The organism is Prauserella aidingensis, assembly GCF_024171865.1.
GTDB lineage: Bacteria > Actinomycetota > Actinomycetes > Mycobacteriales > Pseudonocardiaceae > Prauserella > Prauserella aidingensis.
Genome location: NZ_JAMTCN010000029.1, coordinates 32,304 through 51,693 on the forward strand (window position 1 = coordinate 32,304; position 19,390 = coordinate 51,693).

Below are 19,390 nucleotides of genomic sequence, written 5' to 3' on the forward strand. Positions count from 1 at the left end.
CCTGAACGACCTCCCACGGCACTATCGCGGTAGGACGTCCGAGTCGAGCCAGGTGGTGAAGAACCGGTCCAGTGAGCGGCCCGCGTGCCGGGCTGCGAGTGCGGTGAATTCGGCGGTCGTCACGGTCGAGTGCCGGTGGGTGCTCGTCCAGTCGCGCAGCAGGGCGAAGAACGTCTCGTCGCCGAGTTCACCGCGCAGCGCGTGCAGCGTGAGCGCGCCGCCCTTGTAGACCCGCTCGGAGAACATGTCCGCGACGCCGGGGTCGGCGATGCGTGGTCCGCTCCCCTGTTGCGCCGGGGCGCCGCGCCACCGGCGGGCCAGCGTGTCGGCGGATTCGCCGCCGGAGCTCTCGGACCACAACCACTCGGCGTACGTCGCGAAACCCTCGTTGAGCCAGATGTGCCGCCAGTCGGCGACCGTGAGGCTGTTGCCGAACCACTGGTGCGCGAACTCGTGCACCACGAGTCGTTCGTGGGTGCGCTCGCCGTCGACGTGCCCGGCGCCGAACACGGCCATTGCCTGGGCCTCGATGGGGTCGTCGAGTTCGTCGTCGGTGACGACGACCGCGTAGTCGTCGAACGGGTACGGGCCGAACCACCCTTCGAGGGCGGTGCGCATGTCCGGCTGCCTGCCGAAGTCGACGCGCGCGTCCTCCCGCAGCCGCGTGGGCACGAACAGCCGGGCGCCGCCGAGGTCCTCCTCCTCGTAGTATCCGATTTGGACGCTGACGAGGTACGGCGCGGTCGGTGCGGTGCATTCGAACACCCACCTGACCGTGCTCGCCGATCGGCGCCGGTCGACGAGACCGCCCGTCGCGACGACGGTGTACGGCGCGGGGACCTTCAACGCGAGGCGGTAGGTCGCCTTGTCCGCGGGGTGGTCGTTGCACGGGAACCACGTCGGCGCGCCGATCGGCTGGCTCGCCACGAGCGCGCCCTCGGTGAGCTCGTCCCAGCCGACGTCGCCCCATTCCGGTGACGACAGCGGCTCCGGATTCCCGGCGTAGCGCACCTCGACCGTGAACTCCGCACCCTCGGCGATCGACCGCGCAGGCTTGACGCGCAGCTTGTGACCGCGGTGCGTGTACCGGGCGTTCGTGCCCGACACCTGCACCCGGCTGAGCTTGTAGTCGGTGAAGTCGAGCGTGAACGCCGACAGCGGCTGCGTGGCGACCGCGGTGATGCGGGCGGTGCCGGACAGCCGGTTGGCGACGGGGCGGTACTCGAGGTCGAGGTCGTAGTGACGCACCCGATAGCCGCCGTTGCCGTGTGCGGGCAGGTAGGAGTCGCCGGAGCGGTCGGCGCCGGGTTCGGGCTGCGGCGTCACCGGTGGCCCGACCCGCTCTCGTCGCCCCATGCGGCGATCGGGTTGCCCTGCCAGCGGGAATCGGCGGGCACGGCGTCGCCGCGCGTGACGAGCGACCCCGGCCCGACGGTCGTGCGGTCGCCGATGCCGCCGCCGGGCAGCACGATGCCGTGCGGGCCGAGCGTCGCGCCCTCGCCGAATTCGACGGTGTCCATGCTCATGATCCGATCATGGAACAGATGGGTCTGGACGACGCACCCGCGGTTCACCGTGGCGCCGTCACCGATGCGGATGAGGTCCGACTCGGGCAGCCAGTACGTCTCGACCCACGTTCCTCTGCCGATGCGCGCGCCCATCGTGCGCAGCCACGCGGGCAGCAGCGGTGTTCCTCCGACGCCGCCGACGAACCACGGCACGGCGAGCGTCTCGACGAACGCGTCCGCCAGCTCGGCGCGCCACACGAACGAGCTCCACAGTGGACGTTCCGTCGCCCGGAACCTGCCGACCAACGTCCACTTCGCCACTGTCGCAGCGGCCGCGGCGGCGACACCCGCGACGAGCAGCACGACACCCGACGACAGCGCGGCAACCCACAGGCCGTACGCCGACCACACGGCCAGCAACGCGGCGACGACGAGCACCGACAGCGCCACCGAGCACATCACCGGAACGACGCGGCACAGCTCGACGGCCGCGCGCGCCGCCTTGAGCCTGCGCGGTGGATCGAACGTGCGGCTGGTGTCCGCGCTCTCGACGGCGCGGCGTAGCGGCATCGGCGGCATGCCGAGCCAGGACGAGCCCTTCTTCGCCTTCTTCGGGGTCGACGAGAGCACGCCGACGAGCCCGCGTTTGGGCACGGACCGGCCGGGCGCGGTGATGCCCGAGTTGCCGAGGAACGCCTGCTTGCCGATGCGCGCGGGGGCGACGTGCAGCCAGCCGTTCCCGAGTTCGTACGCGGCGACCATCGTGTCGTCGGCGAGGAACGCACCGCCGGCGATCTTGGTCATCTTCGGCACGGCCAGGACGGTCGACGCCTCGACGCCCCTGCCGACCTTCGCACCGAGCAATCGCAGCCACCCGGGTGTCAGCAGGCTGGCGTACAGCGGGAACAGTGCGGAGCGGGCGGCGTCCATGAGCCGCTCCGTGGCCCAGACCTGCCAGGCGAGTCTGCTGTGCACGGGGTGGAAGCCCTCGCGCAGGCCGATACCGAGGGCGCGCACGCCCACCAGCACGAGCGCGGCGTACGTGCCCAGGTACGCGAGGGCCGCGACGGGTGTCAGCGCGAGCATCGGACCGAGCGCCGCGGCGAGTCCGGACGCCGACGTGGCCGCGGAACCCAGGATCGCGACGGCCGGCAGCGCCGCGGCGGCGGGCAGCATGCCGAGCACGAACGAGGCGACGTCGTAGGCCAACGACCAGCGCCGCTGCCGGGGTGCCGGCTTCGAGGGCCAGCGCAGCGCGCCCTTCGGGTCGCCGGTCGCGGGCGAACCGGCCCAGCGCCTGCCCGCAGGCACGGCGCCGCGCACCGTCGCACCGGCGGCCACTTCGGCGCCCTTGCCGATGCGCGCCCCGGGGAACAGCGTGCTCCGCGCGGCCACCCGCGCACCCGCACCGATGCGGATCTTGCCGATGTGGACCAGGTCGCCCTCGACCCAGTGGCCGGACAGGTCGGTCTCGGGTTCGACGGCGGCGCCGCGGCCGAGTTTCAGCATCCCGGTGACGGGCGGCGGGGCGTGCAGGTCGACGTCCGCGCCGACCTTCGCGCCGAGCAGGCGTGCGTAGTGGGTCATCCACGATGCGCCCGCGACTTCGGTGGCGCCCGTGACGTCGGCGAGCCGTTCGGCCGCCCACAGCCTCAGGTGCACCCGCCCGCCACGCGGGTACCGGCCGGGGCGCAGGCCGCGCAGCAACAGCCGGGCACCGGCCGCCGAGAGGGCGATGCGGCCCGGCGGGCTGAACAGCACGAGCCACGCCGCGGCGAGCGCCCACCACGGCAGCGTCGGCGCCCACGCGACACCGGCGAACGTGCCGAGTGCCGTCGACAGCGCGGCCGCGATGGTCGTCCACCGGAGGCCGGCGACCGTCAGCAGCGGCAGCAGCGACAGGCTCTGCACCAGGCCGGCCGACGTGGGCACCGGCGAGACGCGGCGGCGACGGGTGGGCGTGCCGTCGAGGCCGTCGAGCTTCTCCGCCAGGTCGCCGAGCCGGGGAAGGGTGTACACGTCGCTGACCGACACCTCGGGATACCGGGTGCGGACGCGCGACACGAGTTGCGCCGCGGTGAGGCTGCCGCCCCCGCAGGTGAAGAAGTCGGCCTTCGCGTCGCCCACGGTCACGCCGAGGATCGAGGCCCACTCCTCGGCCAGCCACTGTTCGGTGTCGGACAGGCCGTCGTCGGCGCCGGTCACCGAACCGGCGGGAAGCGGCCACGGCAGCGCGGCGCGGTCGACCTTGCCGGAGGTGCGCACCGGCAGGTCGTCGACCACGGCGAGCAGCGGCACCAGCGCGGCGGGCAGCTGCTCCCGCAGGCGTGCGACGGCGGCGTCGGTGTCGAATCCACCCGCCTCGCCGTCGGCGGGCAGCACGTAGCCGACGAGGACCTGGTTGCCCGCGTCGGTCCTGCGCACGGCGGCCGCGGCGCCCGCGACACCGGGCAGCGACTGCAACGCGCCGTCCACCTCGCCGAGTTCGATGCGCCTGCCGCCGAGTTTGACCTGCTCGTCGGCCCTGCCGAGGAACACGAGTCCCTCCGGGTCGGCGCGCACCAGGTCGCCGCTGCGGTAGGCGCGCTCCCAGCCGAGCGACGGCAGCGGTGCGAACTTCTCGGCGTCCTTGTCCTCGTCGAGGTAGCGGGCGAGGCCGACGCCGCCGATGACGAGTTCGCCCGTGGAACCCATCGGCACGGGGTCGCCGTCGTCGTCGACCACGGCGAGTTGCCAGCCGTGCAGCGGCAGCCCGATGCGCACCTGGCCCTCGCCGGACAGCTGCGACCCGCAGGCGACGACGGTGGCCTCGGTCGGGCCGTAGGTGTTCCACGCCTCGCGTCCTTCGACGGCGACGCGCGCGGCGAGTTCGGGCGGGCACGCCTCGCCGCCGAAGATGAGCAGCCGGATGTCCTCCAGTGCCTCGGCCGGCCACAGCGCGGCGAGCGTCGGCACGGTGGACACGGCGGTGATGCGGCGGTCGAGCAGCCACGGCCCGAGGTCCACACCGGTCCGCACGAGGTCACGCGGGGCGGGCACGAGGCACGCGCCGTGCCGCCAGGCGAGCCACATTTCCTCGCACGAGGCGTCGAACGCCACCGACAGACCCGCCAGTACGCGGTCGCCAGGGCCGAGCGGTTCGTCGGTGAGGAACAGCTGCGCCTCGGCGTCGACGAACGCCGCCGCACTGCCGTGACTGACGGCGACACCCTTGGGTTTACCGGTGGACCCGGACGTGAAGATGATCCACGCGTCGTCGTCCGGCGACGGCGTGCCGTGCATGCCCCGCGGCTCGCCGACCCGCTCGACCGCGCCGCCGTCGCGCAGCACCACGCTCACCTCGGCCTCGCCGAACACGAGCTCGGCGCGTTCCTCCGGGTCGTCGATGTCGACCGGGACGTAGGCGGCGCCTGCCGCGAGCGTGCCCAGGATGGCGACGTACAGCTCGGCGGTGCCCGACGAGATGCGGATGCCCACGCGGTCGCCGACGCCGACGCCCTCGGCGGCCAGCTTCGCCCGCACGGTGCCGATCTCCGCGGCGAGCGCCCGGTAGGTCAGAACCGTGGAGCCGTCGTCGACGGCGGGTGCGTCCTTGTGCCGCGCGATGGTGTCGTCGAGGACGTCGAGCAGGGTCCGGATCGTCGGCGCGGGCCCGGTGCGGAACACGGCTCGGGCGGCGGGGTCGGGGGCGGGCGTCGGTCCGGCAGGTCTGTCGATCGCGATCGTCACAAGCCCTCACAGGCGCTATCCGGGCCAGCTCCGGGTGAGACGGCCGAGAACGACCCGTCAGCATACCCAGCATGAACAGCAGGTATCGCAGCGGTGTAGACAGGATCACACGACAGGGGACCTCGCCCGCGCGTCACTCCGCCAGCCGGTGAACCACGATCGCACCCCCGTAGGCGGGCCGGTCACGACGCTGATCGTCGGTGGCGGTGTACTCGTCGATGACGGCCTGAATCCGGTGGTGCAACTCGGCGGCATCGGCGTCCGACAGGTGCAGCGCGAAGCGGAAGAACGTGCTGACCGAGCCGGGTCCCGCCGCGCGGAGTTCGTCCTGCAGCGCGGCCAACGGGGCGGCGGCGCCCGCGGGATCGGCCCGGCCGGGATCGTCGAGCCACACGCCCCTCGGCACGGCCCGGTACGGCTTCTCCAGTGCACCCTTGTCTCCGGTACGCACCGCGGCCTGTTCCAGCAGCCCGGCCTGCACCAGGTGCCGGACGTGGTGGAGCACCGTGCCCGGATCACGTCCGACACGCTCGGCGAGCTGCTTGTTCGTCAGCTCCCGTTGCCAGCACAGCCGCAGGATGCGCAACCGCAGCGGATGGCCGAGCGCCTTCGCCTCCCGAACCGTCGTTTCCCTGCTGGGCAGCTCGGACGGCACGCGACCCTGATCGGTCATGGTGCGAACACTAGTCGACCGATGTGCCGAGTTCACATCGATGGACTTTTCCACATCGGTGTGGAAATCTCCATAGCATGGGTGTGACTGGGAACGGCACGCAACGGCTGGGTGCGCCCTATCGATGGCTGTGGACCTCGACGGCCTTCTCCGGCCTCGCGGACGGGCTGTTCCGCGTCGGCCTGCCGCTCGTGGCCGCGACCATGACCCGCTCGCCCACCCTGATCGCCGGACTGACGTTCGCGGTCACCCTGCCGTGGCTGCTCCTGGCACTGCCGGTGGGCGCGTTCGTCGACCGGCTGGACCGTCGCCGCATCATGCTCGCCGCCAACCTCACCCGAGCGGGATGCGCGGCGGTACTCGCCGGGCTGCTGTCGACCGACACCACGGCGATCTGGCTGCTGTACGCGATCGCGTTCGGCGTCGGTGCAGCCGGGGTGTACTACGAGATCGCCGCACAGTCGATCGTCCCCCGCCTGGTCCACGGCGACGTCCTGGCGCGCGCCAACGGCAGGTTGTTCGGCATCCAGCTCACCACCGACGAGTTCGTCGGGCCGCCGCTCGCCGGAGCCCTCGTCGCCGCGGGAGCGACGGCCGCCGTCGGCGCCCCCGGCGCCCTGTGGGCGGTGGGTGTGGCGGCGTTGCCGCTGGTGCGAGGCCGATTCCGGGTCGGCTCACCCGCGTCGCCGCAGGCGACGGCACGGCGGTCGAGCCCCCTCCGACGGGACATCGCGGAAGGTGTGCGCTTCCTGTGGCGACAACCGCTGCTGCTGCGGTTCACGGCGATGAACGGCCTGTTCAACCTCGCCACGAGCGCCACCTTCGCGATCTTCGTGTTGCAGGCGCTGGGCCCGATGAGCCTGTCCGGGACGGCCTACGGCGCGCTGCTGGCTGCCATCGCCGCAGGCAGCCTCCTGGGGTCGGTACTGGCCGAACGGGTGGAACGACTACTCGGGCGGACCCGCACGCTCTGGGTGTCGTACAGCGCGACGGTACTCATCGTGGCCGCTCCCGCACTCACCACGAACGCCTACGCGATCGGCGCGGCGTTCTTCCTCGGCGGTGCGGGAATGCTCGTCGCGAACGTCGTGACGGTGTCGTTGCGCCAGCGCATCACGCCCGACCGGCTGCTCGGCCGCGTCACCAGCGCGCACCGGCTCGTGGCGTGGGGAACGAAACCACTGGGCGCCGCGCTCGGCGGGGTCGTCGGCGAACTCTTCGGCCTGCGCTCCGTGTTCGCGGTCATGACCGCCGTGGCACTGGTGTTGCTGACGGCGTTGCTCGGCGTCGACGACCGCAGGCTCGACAACGCCGTGCGGACCACCGACCGCTGAACACCGGGCGGACTCCACGCGGCGACGGGAGCGGCCGGGAACGACGGTCAGCCGTCGCCGCCCGGCGGGCGGCCGTCGGGCCACACGCACGGTGACGACGCGCCGAGCGACAGGCTGCCGTCCTTGCTCTGCTGCACCGACATGCGGAACGCGTCCCCCTCGTGCTCGACGGAGACGAACCTGTCGTCGGCCGACCGCTCGTCCGCCAACACCCGGAAGTCGCCGGACGTCCAGTGGCCGTGGAGCGTGTCGACGATCTCGGCATTGCGTTCGGCCGGGATCTTGTCGAGCCAGTACGTCCTGCCGACCTGGTAGCGCCCGCGCGGACCGTTGTCGTCGGGGTCGGTGCACTCGAGCTCGTCGTCGCGCTGCAGCGTCAGCTCGGGTGTGACGGGGAGAGCCTCGACGGCACTGTCGATGTGCTGCTGCGCCCGCTGCCGCGCCTGTTCGATCGTCAAGGTGCCCACCGGCTGCCTGCCTTCCGTTCCGCCACCGTCCGTGCCGCTGTCGTTCGCGCCGCTGCCGTCCGTGTCACCGTCCGACCCGCCCGCGCCGCAGCCCGCCAGTAACAGCGCCGCCGCCGTCACGGCGAGCAGCGTCCGCCGTGACCGCCGACGCCCGGGTTCGGTCGTCATGGACTCATGATGACGGTGACTCGCCGACCACGATGCGCCCCAGGTTGCGCAACGGTGTGGAGTTCTCGTCCCAGTACTCCGAATGGGCGTCCGGCGAGGTTCCGTACCACGAATCCGTGCCCTCGCCCGCGTCGAACACCTCGGCGCCGAAGTCGTCGTTGATGGGCTGGTTGTCGTGGATGAACGGCGGCGTGTTGCGGATGATGTCGTTCTCGGCCGTCCCCGCGTAGACGTTCGCGTCGTCGGGCAGGTCGAGTTCGGACACGTGGTCGGCGCCCACCCCGGGGCTGCCGATGAACACGGCGTTGTCGACGTCGAGGTGCCCACCCTGCGCCGAGTGGCCCACCACGGTGGAGCCGTAGCTGTGACCGATGAGTGTGTTGTTCGACGGCTGCCCCTCGTGGGTCGCCCGCAGACCGTCCTGAAAGGACCGGAGATCGCCCGCGGCGTCCTCCGCGTAGCCGGCCCGTATCGCCTCGTTCAGGTCCTGAGGTGCGTCGTAGCCGACCCAGGTGATCGCCGCGTTGCTGCTGCCACGGTCGGTCTGCGCCGCCTGGTCGAGGATCGCGTCGGCCCTGTCCAACTCGCCGCCGATGTTCGACAGGTTGGATCCCGTTCCGGGAACCGACGTGACGACGTTGTCGGCGGTGTCGGGATTCCCGGTGGCGACGACGCCGCGACCGTTGCCGTCGGTGGCGAAGTCGAGCAGGTACGCCTGCGGCCGGGTAGCGGTCGGTTCCCGTTCGAGCCGCTCCTGGATGGGTTCGAGACCGTTCAACGTGCGGTCGATCTCCTCGAGCTCGGTCGCCTCTTCCGAATACTTCGCTGGGCCGAGTTCCGCCAGTTCGTCGCGACGTCCGGTCAGTTGCGTGTACTCCTCGGCGAACCGGATGCGGTTGGCGCGGTCACGATCCTCCACCGGAATCCCGTCCATACCGCCGATCACGTCGCCGTGCGTGTAGACGGCCGATTCCTGCTCGGTGGGGCTGAGCCCGTCCCACCACTCCTTGACCTCGGCGGGCGAGCCGTCGCTCGGAATGTCGCTCGGGGTGATGATGTGGTCCGCACCGGTGGCTTCGAGTTCGAGTCCCGCCGCCTCCGGTGTCGCCTTGTTCAACGCCGACACCGCGGTCCGGTCCGCCTCGTTGACGGCGCTGAGTGCGCGGGAGATCTTCCCGGTCAGCTCGTCCGCGAGATCCGACGCCGCCTGTTTCTCGTCGTCGCTGCGCATGTCGCCGGGTCCGCCGGGAATCGCGCGGACGGTGCCGTCGCTGTGCACACGCAAATGCCCGGACGTGTCGACGGTCTCGACGACGCCGTCGACCGTCTTCTGCGCCTCGGACACCGCGTCGGACAACGTGCGCAGTGCGGGCGGGATCTTCTCGATGTACTCGGCGGCCGTGGAGTAGCCGCTCCGCACGTCGGTGACGTGTGACCGTGCGGCCTCGGCGGCCTCGCCGCTCCACCCCTCGAGCGAACGCGCCGCCGACCCGAGGTCGGAATCGGCGGACGACAGTTCGCCCGCCAGGCGCGACCACTTGTTCGCGAGGTTGTCGAAGGCGTCCGGTTCCGCCGCCCGCAGTTGTTCGTACGAGACCACGTCACGCCTCCGAATGCAGTTCGGGGAGGGTGTCGAGCACCGCGTCCTCCATCCGGCCGTAGCCGTCGGCGGCGTCGCGCAGCAGTCCGCCCGCGACCGCGGTGCGCTTGTTCAGGTCGTCGACGTGGTACTCCCACAACGCGGCGAGGCTGCGCACCTTGCCTGCGGCGGCGAACCCGTCGTTGTCCTCGGCGTGGACCGCAGCCGCACCGCTGAACTCCGCGACCGCCTCGCCGGCACCGTCCGCGAGCGACACGAACGTGTCGCCGGTGGTGACGAGTGTGTCGGGGTCGACGTCGTAACCGCTCACCTCGGACCTTTCGCCGGTGGGTGGATCGAGGCGAAACGTACCGAACCGGACAGCGCCGTGTGACCGCTTTGCGTGAACACCCGGCCACGACGAGATGAGCGGCGCGCCTACTCGACGCCGGTTCGTCGGCACCGACCCTCAGGTCTACGGCGCAGCTTCCACGCTGGTCTGTGGTGGATGCGGAACCCGGATATACGGAGGTTCCGCATACTTGTCGACGACGGCTGTGCCGTTGCGACTGCCAGGTTGCAACCGGACTCGGCGGCCACCCGCAGTCGATGCCGCAGCAGCCGATGCTGAGCGCCTCTTCCCCGATAGGCCGGCAACGTGGCTGCTCCTCCCAGCACCGCTACGTCATCGTGGGCGGTCATCGCTGCCGCGCCGACCGGCACGGAGCCTTCGTAGGCGACGAACGACGAACGGCCGGGTCCCGGTGTTCCGCGGCGATGAAGGCGCCCACGACTCCCTCGACCTCATAGCCGGGCAGCAACACGCCGAGGAACTCTCCCGCCTCGGCCGCTTCGCACGTCACGCTGCCGCTCGGTTCAGCCACCGCGATGTTCGTACCGGCCGCGAGATCCCTGACGGCCAGCACCCGATCGTCAGCCGGCACCAGGCCCACGGCCCGCAACGACGACGATCCGGAGTCACCGAACGATGGCGCTGCAACCACAGTCGGAACGGCCGCGTACTGGCCGAACGTCTCGAGCAGGTGCGCGACATGGGGCGCCGTATCCGCGGTGACCCCCGAGATCGTCGACAAGAAATGAAGCGCCGGATGGGTAGCCAGGGCAACCATGAGACCTGCCGACGTCGTCCAGGTCCGGAACGTGCCGTGCAGACGCCCCGACATGGCGGCTGTGAAGGCAACAGCGGTTCTACGGTAAAGCGCGTGCTCCGCCCTGCACACAGCGTCGATGCTCACGCTTCGGCCGCTACTCGACGAATCGCGATCGTCGGCATCGACTTCCGGTTCGTCGAGGCCAGCGTACGGCTGGCGCACATCGCGCCGGTGCTCGTCCTGCATCGGCGGTGCGCCCCCTTCGTATCGCGGCCGAGCCACAGCGAGCGTGCCTGCCGACAGTCCCGCGGTCAACGTCGTTCGGGCCGCCCCGTCGCCGGCAAGGCCTACACTTCGGGCCGACCCACCGTGGGGGCAGGAGGATGAGATGTCGACGTTCGGCCCGCGCACGTCCGAAGCCGGTGGGTCCGCGGGCGACCGCTTCCGCCGGTGGGTGTTCGCGCGGCACGCGCATCCGATCAGCGCGTGGTCGCGGTGGGCCACGACACCGTTGCTGGTACTGCCGCTGTGGACCCGCCGATGGCAGCACGCCGCTGCGGTCTCGGCCTGGATGGCGGTCAACCCCGTGGTGACGCCGCCGGTGCGCTCCGAACGGTCGTTCGCGACGCGCGCGATCCTCGGCGAGGAACAATGGCTGGCCGATCCGGCGCAGGACACGCGGTCGAGCGTTCTCAACGTCGTCGGCTCCGCAGGCCTGGCCGTCGCCGCGGTGGGCGCGTGGACGAAGCGTCCGCTGCCGACGACCGCCGGACTCGCGTGGTCCATGACCGTGACCATGCTCAGCTGGCGCCGCTACGCCGAACTCCACGACGCCGAATGCCACGGGCGAACCGTCCTGCCGCGAACCTGACCAGCAGGCGAGCGCTGCCGCTTCCTTCCCACCGGCACCTCCTCCACCCTCGTTCTCCGGCTGAGGTGTACGACGTACACCTTCTGAGGTAGTGTACGGCGTACACCTGGTTGGGGAGGTCGCTCATGCACATCACATCGACGTCGCTGCGAGGGGTCGCGGCCGTCGCGGCGCTGCTCGCGGGACTGCTGTTCGCCGGCATCCAGTTCGTCCACCCGGTCGACGAGGTCGCGAGCGTGACCACGCCGATGTGGGCGGTCACCGGTTGGCTCACGTTCGCCATGGCCTGTCTCGGGCTGATCGGCGTGACGGGCCTGTACTTGCGGCAGGTGCCGCAGACGGGGGTCCTCGGGCTCAGCGGGTTCGCACTTCTCGCGTTGTTCTACGTGCTGACCTGCGCGTTCACGTTCGCGGAAACGCTGTTCCTGCCACTGGTGGCCGACTCGGCACCCGCGTTCACGGCCGATTTCCTCGGCATCGTCAACGGCGAAGGCACCGGCGGAACGCTCGGCACCCTCGAAGCGATCGGGCCGCTGTCCGGCGTGCTGTTCATGGGCGGAGGTCTGCTGCTCGGTGTGGCTCTGTTCCGGGCGCGTGTCCTGGCCCGCTGGGCGGCCGCGCTGCTGGCGCTCGGGGCCGTGGTGCCGCTGTTGACCTCGTTCCTGCCGCACGGCGTGGGGAGGTTCGCGGCCCTGCCGGTGGCCGTCGCACTGGTCGGGCTCGGGTGCTCGCTGTGGGTGCATCGCCGGGTCGAGGTCCGCACGTAGGCTGTTTCCGTGCCGCGAAACGGGAACAGCACACCGCTCAACAGGAAGCGGGCACTGCGCGCCGCGGTCGAGCTGGCCGACGCCGAGGGCATCGACGCGGTCAGCATGCGGGGCCTCGCGAGCCGCCTCGGTGTCGTCCCCATGGCGCTGTACAAGCACGTGTCCAACAAGGACGACCTGCTCGACGGGATGGTCGACACGCTGGTCGCCGACATCGACCGGCCCGACCCCGCTCAGGGGTGGAAAACCGCCGTGCGGGACACGATCCTGAGCGCCAGGCGGACCATCGTGCGGCATCCGTGGGCGCGGCACGTCATCGAGACGCGGACACGGCGCACGCCCGACGTACTCGGCTACATGGACGCGCTGGCGGGCGCGTTCCTCGCGGGCGGATTCTCGGCGCAATTGACGCACCACGTGATGCATGCGCTCGGGCACCGCATCTGGGGGTTCAGCCCGGAGGCGTTCGACGAGCCCGAGGTGGCCGACGACGCCACGCCGCCCGCCGACCCGGCCGAGCTCGAGGCGATGGTGGAGCACATGTCGGCCACCTACCCGAGCATCACCGCGATCACCCTCGCGACGATCGACGGCGACCTGTCACGCCTGGGCGAGGGCTGCGACGAGCAGTTCGAGTTCGAATTCGCCCTCGACCTGTTGCTCGACGGCTTCGAACGACTCCACGAGGCAGGCTGGTCCCTCGCGAACCGCTGACGGGCCGGTGTCCGTAGCGACAGCAAGGGGAAGCCGACGAACGTGGGGTTCGCCCCGAAGTCAACCGGCGAAACGGAAAAGGCTCGCACTCTTCGAGTACGAGCCGTCCAGCTGTCGATCCGGAACACAGCGAATCGAGCAGACTGTGGAGCTGAGGGGAATCGAACCCCTGACCTCTGCCTTGCAAAAGCAGCGCTCTACCAATTGAGCTACAGCCCCTGGGCTCGCGAACAGTACCGTTCGCGGGCGCCGGTGTCAGTTCTGGCCTGCTCCGGTGCTCGCCGGGGTGCTGCCGTTGAGGGAAGCACCGTTGACGTGCGTGTCGACCGGAGCGGTGGCCTCGCGCCACAGGTCCGCCTCGGCCTTCGCGTCCTTGTTGCGCTTGATGACGAAGAACACGCCACCCGCGACCACGGCGAACGCCAACAGCTTCTTCACGGCCGAAGCCTCCCTCTGGCACGAACTGACCCTGCCGACCCGATGTTACTGCACCCCGCTACGGCCGGTTTACGCGGTCCGGCGATACGGGCAGCCGAGGGGTGGAGCGGCCACGGGCGCCGCCCCGGCCGTGGACACAGGCACGAGAGAGGCACAGGAGGTTCACATGAACCAGAGGGACGAGCAGCAGGAAGGCCTCAAGGGTGCCGTCGAGGACATGAAGGGCCGCGTGAAGCAGGCCGCCGGCTCCCTGCTCGGTCACGACTCGATGCAGCAGGAAGGCAACGCCCAGCAGGAGAAGGCCGAGGCCCAGCAGGAGGTCGCCGAGAAGGAGGCGCAGGCCAAGGAGGCCGAGCGCAAGGCCAGCGAGTCGCAGGTTCGGGAACGCTCCCAGCAGGAGTGACGTCTACCCGAGATCGCGGATGGTTCCACGTGGAACCATCCGCGATCTTGTGCGCATAACACCAGGCCAGCGCAACGGGACAGCACTCGAAGCTCGGACTCCGACGCGTCCGGGGACCGGAGAGACCCACTTGCGTCGCGAATCTCGGACATCTAGTGTCCAGGTTGTGCGCATGAACGAGGGAGTCGAATGGGCGGTACACAGCTGCCTCAACCTGGCGTGGCTGGGTGAGCGCACCGTGCCCGCGGCCAGACTCGCGGCGTTCTACGAACTGCCCGCGGCGTACCTCAACAAACAGCTGCAGGCACTGGCCCGTGCCGGCATCCTCGCGTCCGTATCCGGGCCACGCGGCGGCTTCCGCCTCGCACGGCCACCCGAGAAGATCACGTTGATGGACGTCGTCGCCGCGATCGACGGCGACGAACCGGCGTTCCGCTGCACCGAGATTCGCCAACGGGGCAGCGCGAGCGACCCCGCCACCTACAGCAAGCCGTGCGCCATCGACTCCGCGATGCGCAAGGCCGAACTCGCCTGGCGACGCGAACTCGCCGGACAGTCGGTCGCCGACGTCATGGCGACCGTCGAACGCTCGAACCCCGGCGTGCCCGACAAGGTGCGCCGCTGGTTCGACGACACCCGCTGACACCACGAATCGACGGCCCGAGTCCACGACAACGCGGACACCCGCCGACTCGGTCACATATTCCGGATATTGAACATCCAGAAAAGGAGCTACCGATGCAGGGACGACTCGAAGGTCTGCAGTCCGCCGCCGAAGGCGGGTTCAAGGCCATGTACGCGATGGAGCAGTTCCTCGCCGACAGCGACGTGCCCCAGGGCCTGCTGCACCTGCTGAAGCTGCGCGTCAGCCAGATCAACGGCTGCGGCTTCTGCGTCGACATGCACGCCCGCGACGCCGCCGCCGACGGCGAGAGCGCCGAACGCATCAACGGCGTCGCCGCGTTCCGAGAGATGCCTTACTTCACCGATGCCGAACGCGGCGCACTGGAACTCGCCGAAGCGGCCACCCGGATCGCCGACAACCCGCACGGCGTTCCCGACGACGTGTGGAACGCCGCCCGCAAGCACTACGACGACGCCCAGCTCGGCGCGCTGATCATGGCCGTCGCCGCGATCAACGCCTGGAACCGCATCAACGTCACCAACCGAACCGTCGCGGGCACCTTCGCCCGCTAGGTCCTCGACCGTGGTGCCCCCGGGGGCTTCGCGTGACGGCGGCTTCCCGGCGAACCTCAGTCGTCGGATCCGCCGTCCAGCCAGATGCACGGGGACGACGCGCCGAGCGACAGATCGCCCTCGATGCTCTGGGTGACGGACATGCGGAACGCGTCGCCGCTGTGCTGCACGGACACGAACCGGTCGGCGGCGTCGCGATGGTCGGCGAGCACGCGGAAGTCGTGGGACGTCCAGTGCTCGACGAGCGCGTCGACGATCTCGGCGTTCCGGCCGCCGGGAAGCTCGTCGAGCCAGTACGTCTTGCCGACCTCGTAACGACCGCGCGGCCCGCGATCCTTCGGGTCGCCGCATTCGAGCGCGTCGTCGCGCTGCAACGTCAGCGCGGGCTGCACGGGCAGCGCGGCGACGGCACGGTCGATGTGTTCCTGCGCCCGCGTGCGAGCCTCGTCGTGGGTCAACGTCCGCAAGGCCTGTGCCCCTTCTCCGGCCGTGGGCCGGCGCCGCGCGTCACAACGGTCCCCTGCCCAGGATGATCGCCGCGAAGTTACGCAGCGAATCGGAATCCTTGTTCCAGTACTGCGAATGCGCCTCGGCGGACAGGCCCGCGGTGAACCACTCGCCGTCGGCGCCGGGGTCGGATTCGAACACGGTCGCGCCGAACTCGTCGTCGATCGGCTGCGGCCCGTGGACGAAATCGGGCGTCAGGCGGATGACGTCGTTCTCGGCCGTGGTGGCGAAGACGCGGCAGCCGTCCGGGAGCTGCAGCTCGGAGACGTGGTCCACCCCGACGCCCGGGCTGCCGACGAACACGACCGCGTCGACGTCGAGCAGCGCCTCGGACGCGGCATGGCCCACCACGGTGGAGCCGTAGCTGTAGCCGATGACGGAATTGTAGGAACGCTCCCCTTCATGGGTCACCCGCAGACCGTCCTGAAAGGACAGAAGTAGCTCGCCGCCGACGACGGCTCGGTCGTCGCTCGCCGATTCGAGCAGGTCCTGCGGCGCGTCGTAACCGAGCCACGTGATCGTCGAGGTGGTGCTGCGACGGGACAGCTGGTTGACCCGGTCGACGATCGCGTCGGTCTGGTCGAGCTCGCCCCGCACGGTCGTCAGGTTGGTGCCGGTGCCCTGCACGTTCGTCACGACGTGGTCCGCCGTGTCCGGGTTCCCGGTCGCGATGATCGCCCGGCCCCTCCCCTCGCGGGAGAAACCGAGGAGATACGCCCGGGGACGCGTGCGGGTCGCCTCGCCGTCGATGTACCGCTTGATCGCATCCATGGCCCGGACGACGGCGTCGCGATCATCGGCATCGTCGTCGGAATCCGGCTGTTCGGCGGTGACGGCGGCGTACTCGGCGTCGAACCACAACCGGTTGGCACGATCACGATCGGCGACGGGAATCCCGTCGAGCCCGCCGACCTCCGCCGGGTGACCGGTGATCGCGGCGTCGCGTTCGTCGGCGGACATGTCCCGCCACCAGCGGGCGACCTCGTCGGGAGAACCGTCCGCGGGGATTCCGTCGACCGGATCGGCCCTACCGCCCGACTCGACCGCCACTGCCGCCTCCACGATTCCCACCACTCGCCCGACAACGCCCCCGGCAGCGTAACGTCCAGCCGGCCGCCACCACGCCTCCGTTCGCGGGGAATTCACCGCTCCCTCGCGCCAGCCCACCCGCGGTTCACACCGTCTTCCGGTGGTGCTCCGTCATCCAACGGCCTCCGGTTTCCTTCGGCCCCCGAAGCCCTGTGGTCCTCGATAGAGCAGCTCCTCATACAGTCACCGTCTGTGAGCCTCCGCCTGTTCTACATCGACGACTCGGGCGCCGAGTCATCACGTCTCGTGGTCTTCGGATGGGCGGAAGTCGACGTCACGAACTGGCGGCCAGCGTTACGCGAGTGGCTCGATTGGCGGAAGCAGCTCCATTCGACGACAGGGGTTGCCGCAAGCTACGAGCTCCACGGTACGAAGTTCGCGAACGGTCGAGGCCGTCCGACCGAGACCTCTTGGGACAACCGCAAGGCATACCGGAGCATGGTGATGGTCGACGCGCTCGGCACGATCGCCGCATTACCCGGGATCCGTACGGGTGCTGTAGTTCACCGGGTGGCTCCCGGCACGAAGTTTCACCGAGCGAAGGCGGAAACGTACGGGAAACTGGTCACGATGATCGATCAACGGCTCAACACCGACGACGACCTCGGCATGGTCATCATGGACGGTGACGGCTCCGATCCGATGTATCGCGCAACCCACCGGGACCTCAAACTCGCCACGCGCTCCATCATCGAAGATCCCCTGTTCCAAGGTTCGCACCTCAGCCAGTGGGTACAGATCGCCGACCCCATCGCTTACGCCGGGTACATGGCGGTTCTCCGTGAGCCCGCGAAGAAGGTCATGTGGGATTGGTATCCGGCACTCCTCGGCCCCAGCAACGTCACAGGAAGTCTGCCCTACGAACTGTGACCTCGAAAGCGCCTGGAAAAGAAGCTGGACCCGATCCCCCACGTGAGTGGGACGGGTCCGCAGTACAAGTATTCACCAGGAGACGCGATTCCGTCAACGTGCCCGCAGACACTCACACCGGCTTCCAGTGGGCCTCCAGTGTGTCGACGAACGGGTCGGCGAACTCGTCCGGGAAGAACAGTCGTCCCCCGGGTATTTCGACGACGTCGGTCGCGCCGGGGATCAGGCGCTGCAACCAATGAGCCCACTCGATGTCGAAGAAGACGTCGGCGGTGCCCCACACGAGCACGGTCGGCACCTCGCACGCTTCGAGTTGCGGCCGGACACGGCCGAGCAGCTGCGGGTTGACGGACCGCAGCAGCCGCTCCATGAATCGCACCGCATCTCGGCTGCCGAGGATCGGCGCCAGGTAGTCCACGACGACGTCGTCCGGCAGTTGCGCGGGATTCCGGTAGCCGACCCGGAAGATCTGCTTGACCAGCGCGGGCCATCGCACCACCGGCCCGGCCACGCGGAACAGCCCCAGTCGCGACGCCCACGCCACGGGTGCGAACGCACGCGGAGGCGTGTTGCCCTCGGTGTCGCAGTTGGTCAACACCCACGAGGCGAACCGGTCCTCGTGGCGTGCCATCACGATCTGGCACACGGCGCCGCCCGTGTCGTTGCCGACGAGGTGCACGTCCCACAGGTCGAGTTCGGTGAGCACGGTGCCCACGGCGTCGGCCATCCCCCACAGCGACGCCTCGCCGATCGGCGGCGTGTGCCCGTGTCCGGGCAGGTCCACCACGATGCACCGGCCGTGGCCACGCAGGCGCTGCACCACGTTCCGCCACAGGCGGCCGTTCGTGAACACGCCGTGCACGAACAGCGTCACGGGCCCCTGCCCCACGTCGACATAACTGATGCCGCCGGCCTCACGGCGATGGGCGGCGAATTCGTCGGTCATCGACGGCTCCTTTCCGTTCGGTGCACCGAACCTGGCACCGCCCGGGTCCGCGCGTCGATTACCCGTTCGGTAATGGCCGCGTGAACGGGGCCCGTCTACGGTCGGCGTATGACCGTCGGCCCGCTGATCCGCGAATGGCGCTCACGCAGGAGACTCAGCCAACTGGAGCTGTCGGCGCAGCTCGGCGTGTCTGCACGGCACATCAGTTTCGTCGAGACCGGCCGGTCCGGCGCGAGCCGCGCACTGCTGCTGCAGCTCGCCGAACACCTCGACGTCCCGCTGCGCGCCCGCAACGAACTGCTGCTGGCCGCCGGTTACGCACCCGCGTTCGGCGAACACCGCCTCGCCGACGGCGCCATGGAACCCGTGCGCCGCGCGATCGACACCGTTCTGACGGCCCACGAACCGCACCCCGCACTCGCGGTCGACGAGTGCTGGAACGTCGTCGCCGCCAACCACGGCACCGCGCTGCTCCTCGAGGACGTGGCGCCGGAACTGCTCACCGCGCCACCGAACGTCCTGCGCCTGACACTGCACCCGGACGGCCTCGCACCGCGCGTGAACAACCTGCCGGAACTGCGGACCTCACTGCTGCGGAAGGTCGAGCAACAGGCCACGCTCAGCGGCGACCCGCGACTGTCCGAACTGTACGACGAGCTCTCGTCGTACAGCGACGCATCCGCCGACGCCGCGCAGGTCGCCGACGACAGGGTGTTCCTTCCCGTCCGACTGCGCATGACGGGCGGCACGGAGCTGCGGCTGATCACGACCGTCACGACGTTCGGTACCCCGCTCGACACCACAGTCGCCGGGCTGTCCATGGAATCGTTCTTCCCCGCCGACGCCGAGACCGCCGAATTCCTGCGCCGCGACGCGGAAAACGGCACGGACCGGCTCGAACGACTCGCCACGCGGCATCCACACCTGGTGCAGTACCTCGCGGGCGGCTGACGATTCCGGCGCTCCTCCGTGTCCCCATGTGGAAGTCGCCTGTGGACAGTTTGCACAGCGGTGATGC

Annotated in this window: 21 protein-coding genes and 1 tRNA gene; 9 read left to right on the plus strand and 13 right to left on the minus strand. The window is 70.1% G+C overall.

Going from position 1 to position 19,390, the window contains the following annotated elements; translation table 11 throughout:
* Window positions 1–21: 21 nt before the first annotated feature.
* The 3 genes from LY13_RS21940 to LY13_RS21950 all read right to left on the minus strand — a co-directional run bounded on the left by LY13_RS21940 (window position 22) and on the right by LY13_RS21950 (window position 5,910).
* The gene (locus LY13_RS21940; protein WP_253829761.1) at window positions 22–1,356 is read right to left on the minus strand and encodes a M1 family metallopeptidase; all 1,335 of its coding nucleotides are present in this window, start codon (window positions 1,354–1,356) and stop codon (window positions 22–24) included.
* A complete protein-coding gene (locus LY13_RS21945; RefSeq protein ID WP_253829760.1) occupies window positions 1,323–5,237 on the minus strand; it encodes a Pls/PosA family non-ribosomal peptide synthetase in 3,915 nt (1,304 codons plus the stop codon). The genes LY13_RS21940 and LY13_RS21945 overlap by 34 nt, the downstream gene beginning before the upstream one ends.
* Before the next feature lie 133 nt (window positions 5,238–5,370).
* Window positions 5,371–5,910, minus strand: a complete 540-nt coding sequence (locus tag LY13_RS21950; protein WP_253829759.1) for an ArsR/SmtB family transcription factor — start codon at window positions 5,908–5,910, stop codon at window positions 5,371–5,373.
* A gap of 77 nt (window positions 5,911–5,987) precedes the next feature.
* Here LY13_RS21950 and LY13_RS21955 point away from each other — a divergent pair, with 77 nt between their 5' ends.
* Window positions 5,988–7,244: an MFS transporter gene (locus LY13_RS21955; protein ID WP_253829758.1), complete on the plus strand. Its 1,257-nt coding sequence runs from the start codon at window positions 5,988–5,990 to the stop codon at window positions 7,242–7,244.
* Window positions 7,245–7,291: 47 nt separating this feature from the next.
* Here the strand turns inward: LY13_RS21955 and LY13_RS21960 are convergent, their stop codons facing one another.
* The 5 genes from LY13_RS21960 to LY13_RS21980 all read right to left on the minus strand — a co-directional run bounded on the left by LY13_RS21960 (window position 7,292) and on the right by LY13_RS21980 (window position 10,816).
* A complete protein-coding gene (locus LY13_RS21960; RefSeq protein WP_253829756.1) occupies window positions 7,292–7,879 on the minus strand; it encodes a hypothetical protein in 588 nt (195 codons plus the stop codon).
* A gap of 4 nt (window positions 7,880–7,883) precedes the next feature.
* Window positions 7,884–9,479: an alpha/beta hydrolase gene (locus LY13_RS21965; protein ID WP_253829755.1), complete on the minus strand. Its 1,596-nt coding sequence runs from the start codon at window positions 9,477–9,479 to the stop codon at window positions 7,884–7,886.
* A 1-nt stretch (window position 9,480) separates the two neighbouring features.
* The gene (locus LY13_RS21970) at window positions 9,481–9,789 is read right to left on the minus strand and encodes a hypothetical protein (protein WP_253829753.1); all 309 of its coding nucleotides are present in this window, start codon (window positions 9,787–9,789) and stop codon (window positions 9,481–9,483) included.
* Between the two features lie 107 nt (window positions 9,790–9,896).
* Window positions 9,897–10,160, minus strand: coding sequence for a GNAT family N-acetyltransferase (locus tag LY13_RS21975; RefSeq protein WP_253829825.1), 264 nt, complete (start codon window positions 10,158–10,160; stop codon window positions 9,897–9,899).
* Entirely contained in the window at window positions 10,157–10,816 is a 660-nt protein-coding gene (locus tag LY13_RS21980; protein WP_253829752.1) for a hypothetical protein, read from the minus strand. Before LY13_RS21980 ends, LY13_RS21975 begins: the two co-directional genes overlap by 4 nt.
* A gap of 142 nt (window positions 10,817–10,958) precedes the next feature.
* On the opposite strand from LY13_RS21980, the gene LY13_RS21985 reads away from it, so the two are divergent.
* From LY13_RS21985 to LY13_RS21995, 3 genes are all read left to right on the plus strand, one after another.
* A complete protein-coding gene (locus LY13_RS21985) occupies window positions 10,959–11,441 on the plus strand; it encodes a DUF6653 family protein (RefSeq protein WP_253829751.1) in 483 nt (160 codons plus the stop codon).
* A gap of 125 nt (window positions 11,442–11,566) precedes the next feature.
* A complete protein-coding gene (locus LY13_RS21990) occupies window positions 11,567–12,208 on the plus strand; it encodes a hypothetical protein (RefSeq protein WP_253829750.1) in 642 nt (213 codons plus the stop codon).
* Between the two features lie 9 nt (window positions 12,209–12,217).
* The gene (locus LY13_RS21995) at window positions 12,218–12,922 is read left to right on the plus strand and encodes a TetR/AcrR family transcriptional regulator (protein WP_253829748.1); all 705 of its coding nucleotides are present in this window, start codon (window positions 12,218–12,220) and stop codon (window positions 12,920–12,922) included.
* A gap of 146 nt (window positions 12,923–13,068) precedes the next feature.
* On the opposite strand, the gene LY13_RS22000 is transcribed toward LY13_RS21995, so the two are convergent.
* Together LY13_RS22000 and LY13_RS22005 are read right to left on the minus strand one after the other, a co-directional pair.
* Window positions 13,069–13,141: transfer RNA gene (locus LY13_RS22000), tRNA-Ala, on the minus strand.
* 36 nt (window positions 13,142–13,177) lie between these two features.
* On the minus strand, window positions 13,178–13,360 hold the full coding sequence (locus LY13_RS22005) for a DLW-39 family protein (protein ID WP_183647413.1): 183 nt from the start codon (window positions 13,358–13,360) through the stop codon (window positions 13,178–13,180).
* Window positions 13,361–13,526: 166 nt separating this feature from the next.
* On the opposite strand from LY13_RS22005, the gene LY13_RS22010 reads away from it, so the two are divergent.
* From LY13_RS22010 to LY13_RS22020, 3 genes are all read left to right on the plus strand, one after another.
* Entirely contained in the window at window positions 13,527–13,763 is a 237-nt protein-coding gene (locus LY13_RS22010) for a CsbD family protein (protein ID WP_253829747.1), read from the plus strand.
* 166 nt (window positions 13,764–13,929) lie between these two features.
* Entirely contained in the window at window positions 13,930–14,406 is a 477-nt protein-coding gene (locus LY13_RS22015; RefSeq protein ID WP_253829745.1) for an RrF2 family transcriptional regulator, read from the plus strand.
* Between the two features lie 95 nt (window positions 14,407–14,501).
* Window positions 14,502–14,960 (plus strand): carboxymuconolactone decarboxylase family protein, encoded by a 459-nt coding sequence (locus LY13_RS22020; RefSeq protein WP_372493852.1) that lies wholly within the window; start codon window positions 14,502–14,504, stop codon window positions 14,958–14,960.
* Between the two features lie 56 nt (window positions 14,961–15,016).
* On the opposite strand, the gene LY13_RS22025 is transcribed toward LY13_RS22020, so the two are convergent.
* Together LY13_RS22025 and LY13_RS22030 are read right to left on the minus strand one after the other, a co-directional pair.
* A complete protein-coding gene (locus tag LY13_RS22025; protein WP_253829744.1) occupies window positions 15,017–15,427 on the minus strand; it encodes a hypothetical protein in 411 nt (136 codons plus the stop codon).
* A gap of 40 nt (window positions 15,428–15,467) precedes the next feature.
* A complete protein-coding gene (locus LY13_RS22030) occupies window positions 15,468–16,529 on the minus strand; it encodes an alpha/beta hydrolase (protein ID WP_253829743.1) in 1,062 nt (353 codons plus the stop codon).
* Between the two features lie 219 nt (window positions 16,530–16,748).
* On the opposite strand from LY13_RS22030, the gene LY13_RS22035 reads away from it, so the two are divergent.
* Window positions 16,749–17,426 carry a DUF3800 domain-containing protein gene (locus LY13_RS22035; RefSeq protein ID WP_253829741.1) on the plus strand — a complete coding sequence of 226 codons (678 nt, stop codon included), beginning with the start codon at window positions 16,749–16,751 and terminating at the stop codon, window positions 17,424–17,426.
* Between the two features lie 112 nt (window positions 17,427–17,538).
* On the opposite strand, the gene LY13_RS22040 is transcribed toward LY13_RS22035, so the two are convergent.
* Window positions 17,539–18,372 (minus strand): alpha/beta fold hydrolase, encoded by an 834-nt coding sequence (locus LY13_RS22040; RefSeq protein ID WP_253829740.1) that lies wholly within the window; start codon window positions 18,370–18,372, stop codon window positions 17,539–17,541.
* 108 nt (window positions 18,373–18,480) lie between these two features.
* On the opposite strand from LY13_RS22040, the gene LY13_RS22045 reads away from it, so the two are divergent.
* Complete coding sequence (locus LY13_RS22045; protein WP_253829738.1) at window positions 18,481–19,323, plus strand: helix-turn-helix domain-containing protein; 843 nt, start codon at window positions 18,481–18,483, stop codon at window positions 19,321–19,323.
* The last annotated feature ends 67 nt before the right edge of the window (window positions 19,324–19,390 follow it).

Coding starts and splice junctions, on each gene's coding strand:
- LY13_RS22010 (WP_253829747.1), top strand. CDS start 13,527: ATGAACCAGAGGGACGAGCAGCAGGAAGGCCTCAAGGGTGCCGTCGAG.
- LY13_RS21985 (WP_253829751.1), top strand. CDS start 10,959: ATGTCGACGTTCGGCCCGCGCACGTCCGAAGCCGGTGGGTCCGCGGGC.
- LY13_RS21955 (WP_253829758.1), top strand. CDS start 5,988: ATGGGTGTGACTGGGAACGGCACGCAACGGCTGGGTGCGCCCTATCGA.
- LY13_RS21975 (WP_253829825.1), bottom strand. CDS start 10,160: ATGACCGCCCACGATGACGTAGCGGTGCTGGGAGGAGCAGCCACGTTG.
- LY13_RS21950 (WP_253829759.1), bottom strand. CDS start 5,910: ATGACCGATCAGGGTCGCGTGCCGTCCGAGCTGCCCAGCAGGGAAACG.
- LY13_RS21940 (WP_253829761.1), bottom strand. CDS start 1,356: ATGGGGCGACGAGAGCGGGTCGGGCCACCGGTGACGCCGCAGCCCGAA.
- LY13_RS22040 (WP_253829740.1), bottom strand. CDS start 18,372: ATGACCGACGAATTCGCCGCCCATCGCCGTGAGGCCGGCGGCATCAGT.
- LY13_RS21980 (WP_253829752.1), bottom strand. CDS start 10,816: ATGCAGGACGAGCACCGGCGCGATGTGCGCCAGCCGTACGCTGGCCTC.
- LY13_RS22045 (WP_253829738.1), top strand. CDS start 18,481: ATGACCGTCGGCCCGCTGATCCGCGAATGGCGCTCACGCAGGAGACTC.
- LY13_RS21960 (WP_253829756.1), bottom strand. CDS start 7,879: ATGACGACCGAACCCGGGCGTCGGCGGTCACGGCGGACGCTGCTCGCC.
- LY13_RS22020 (WP_372493852.1), top strand. CDS start 14,502: ATGCAGGGACGACTCGAAGGTCTGCAGTCCGCCGCCGAAGGCGGGTTC.
- LY13_RS21990 (WP_253829750.1), top strand. CDS start 11,567: ATGCACATCACATCGACGTCGCTGCGAGGGGTCGCGGCCGTCGCGGCG.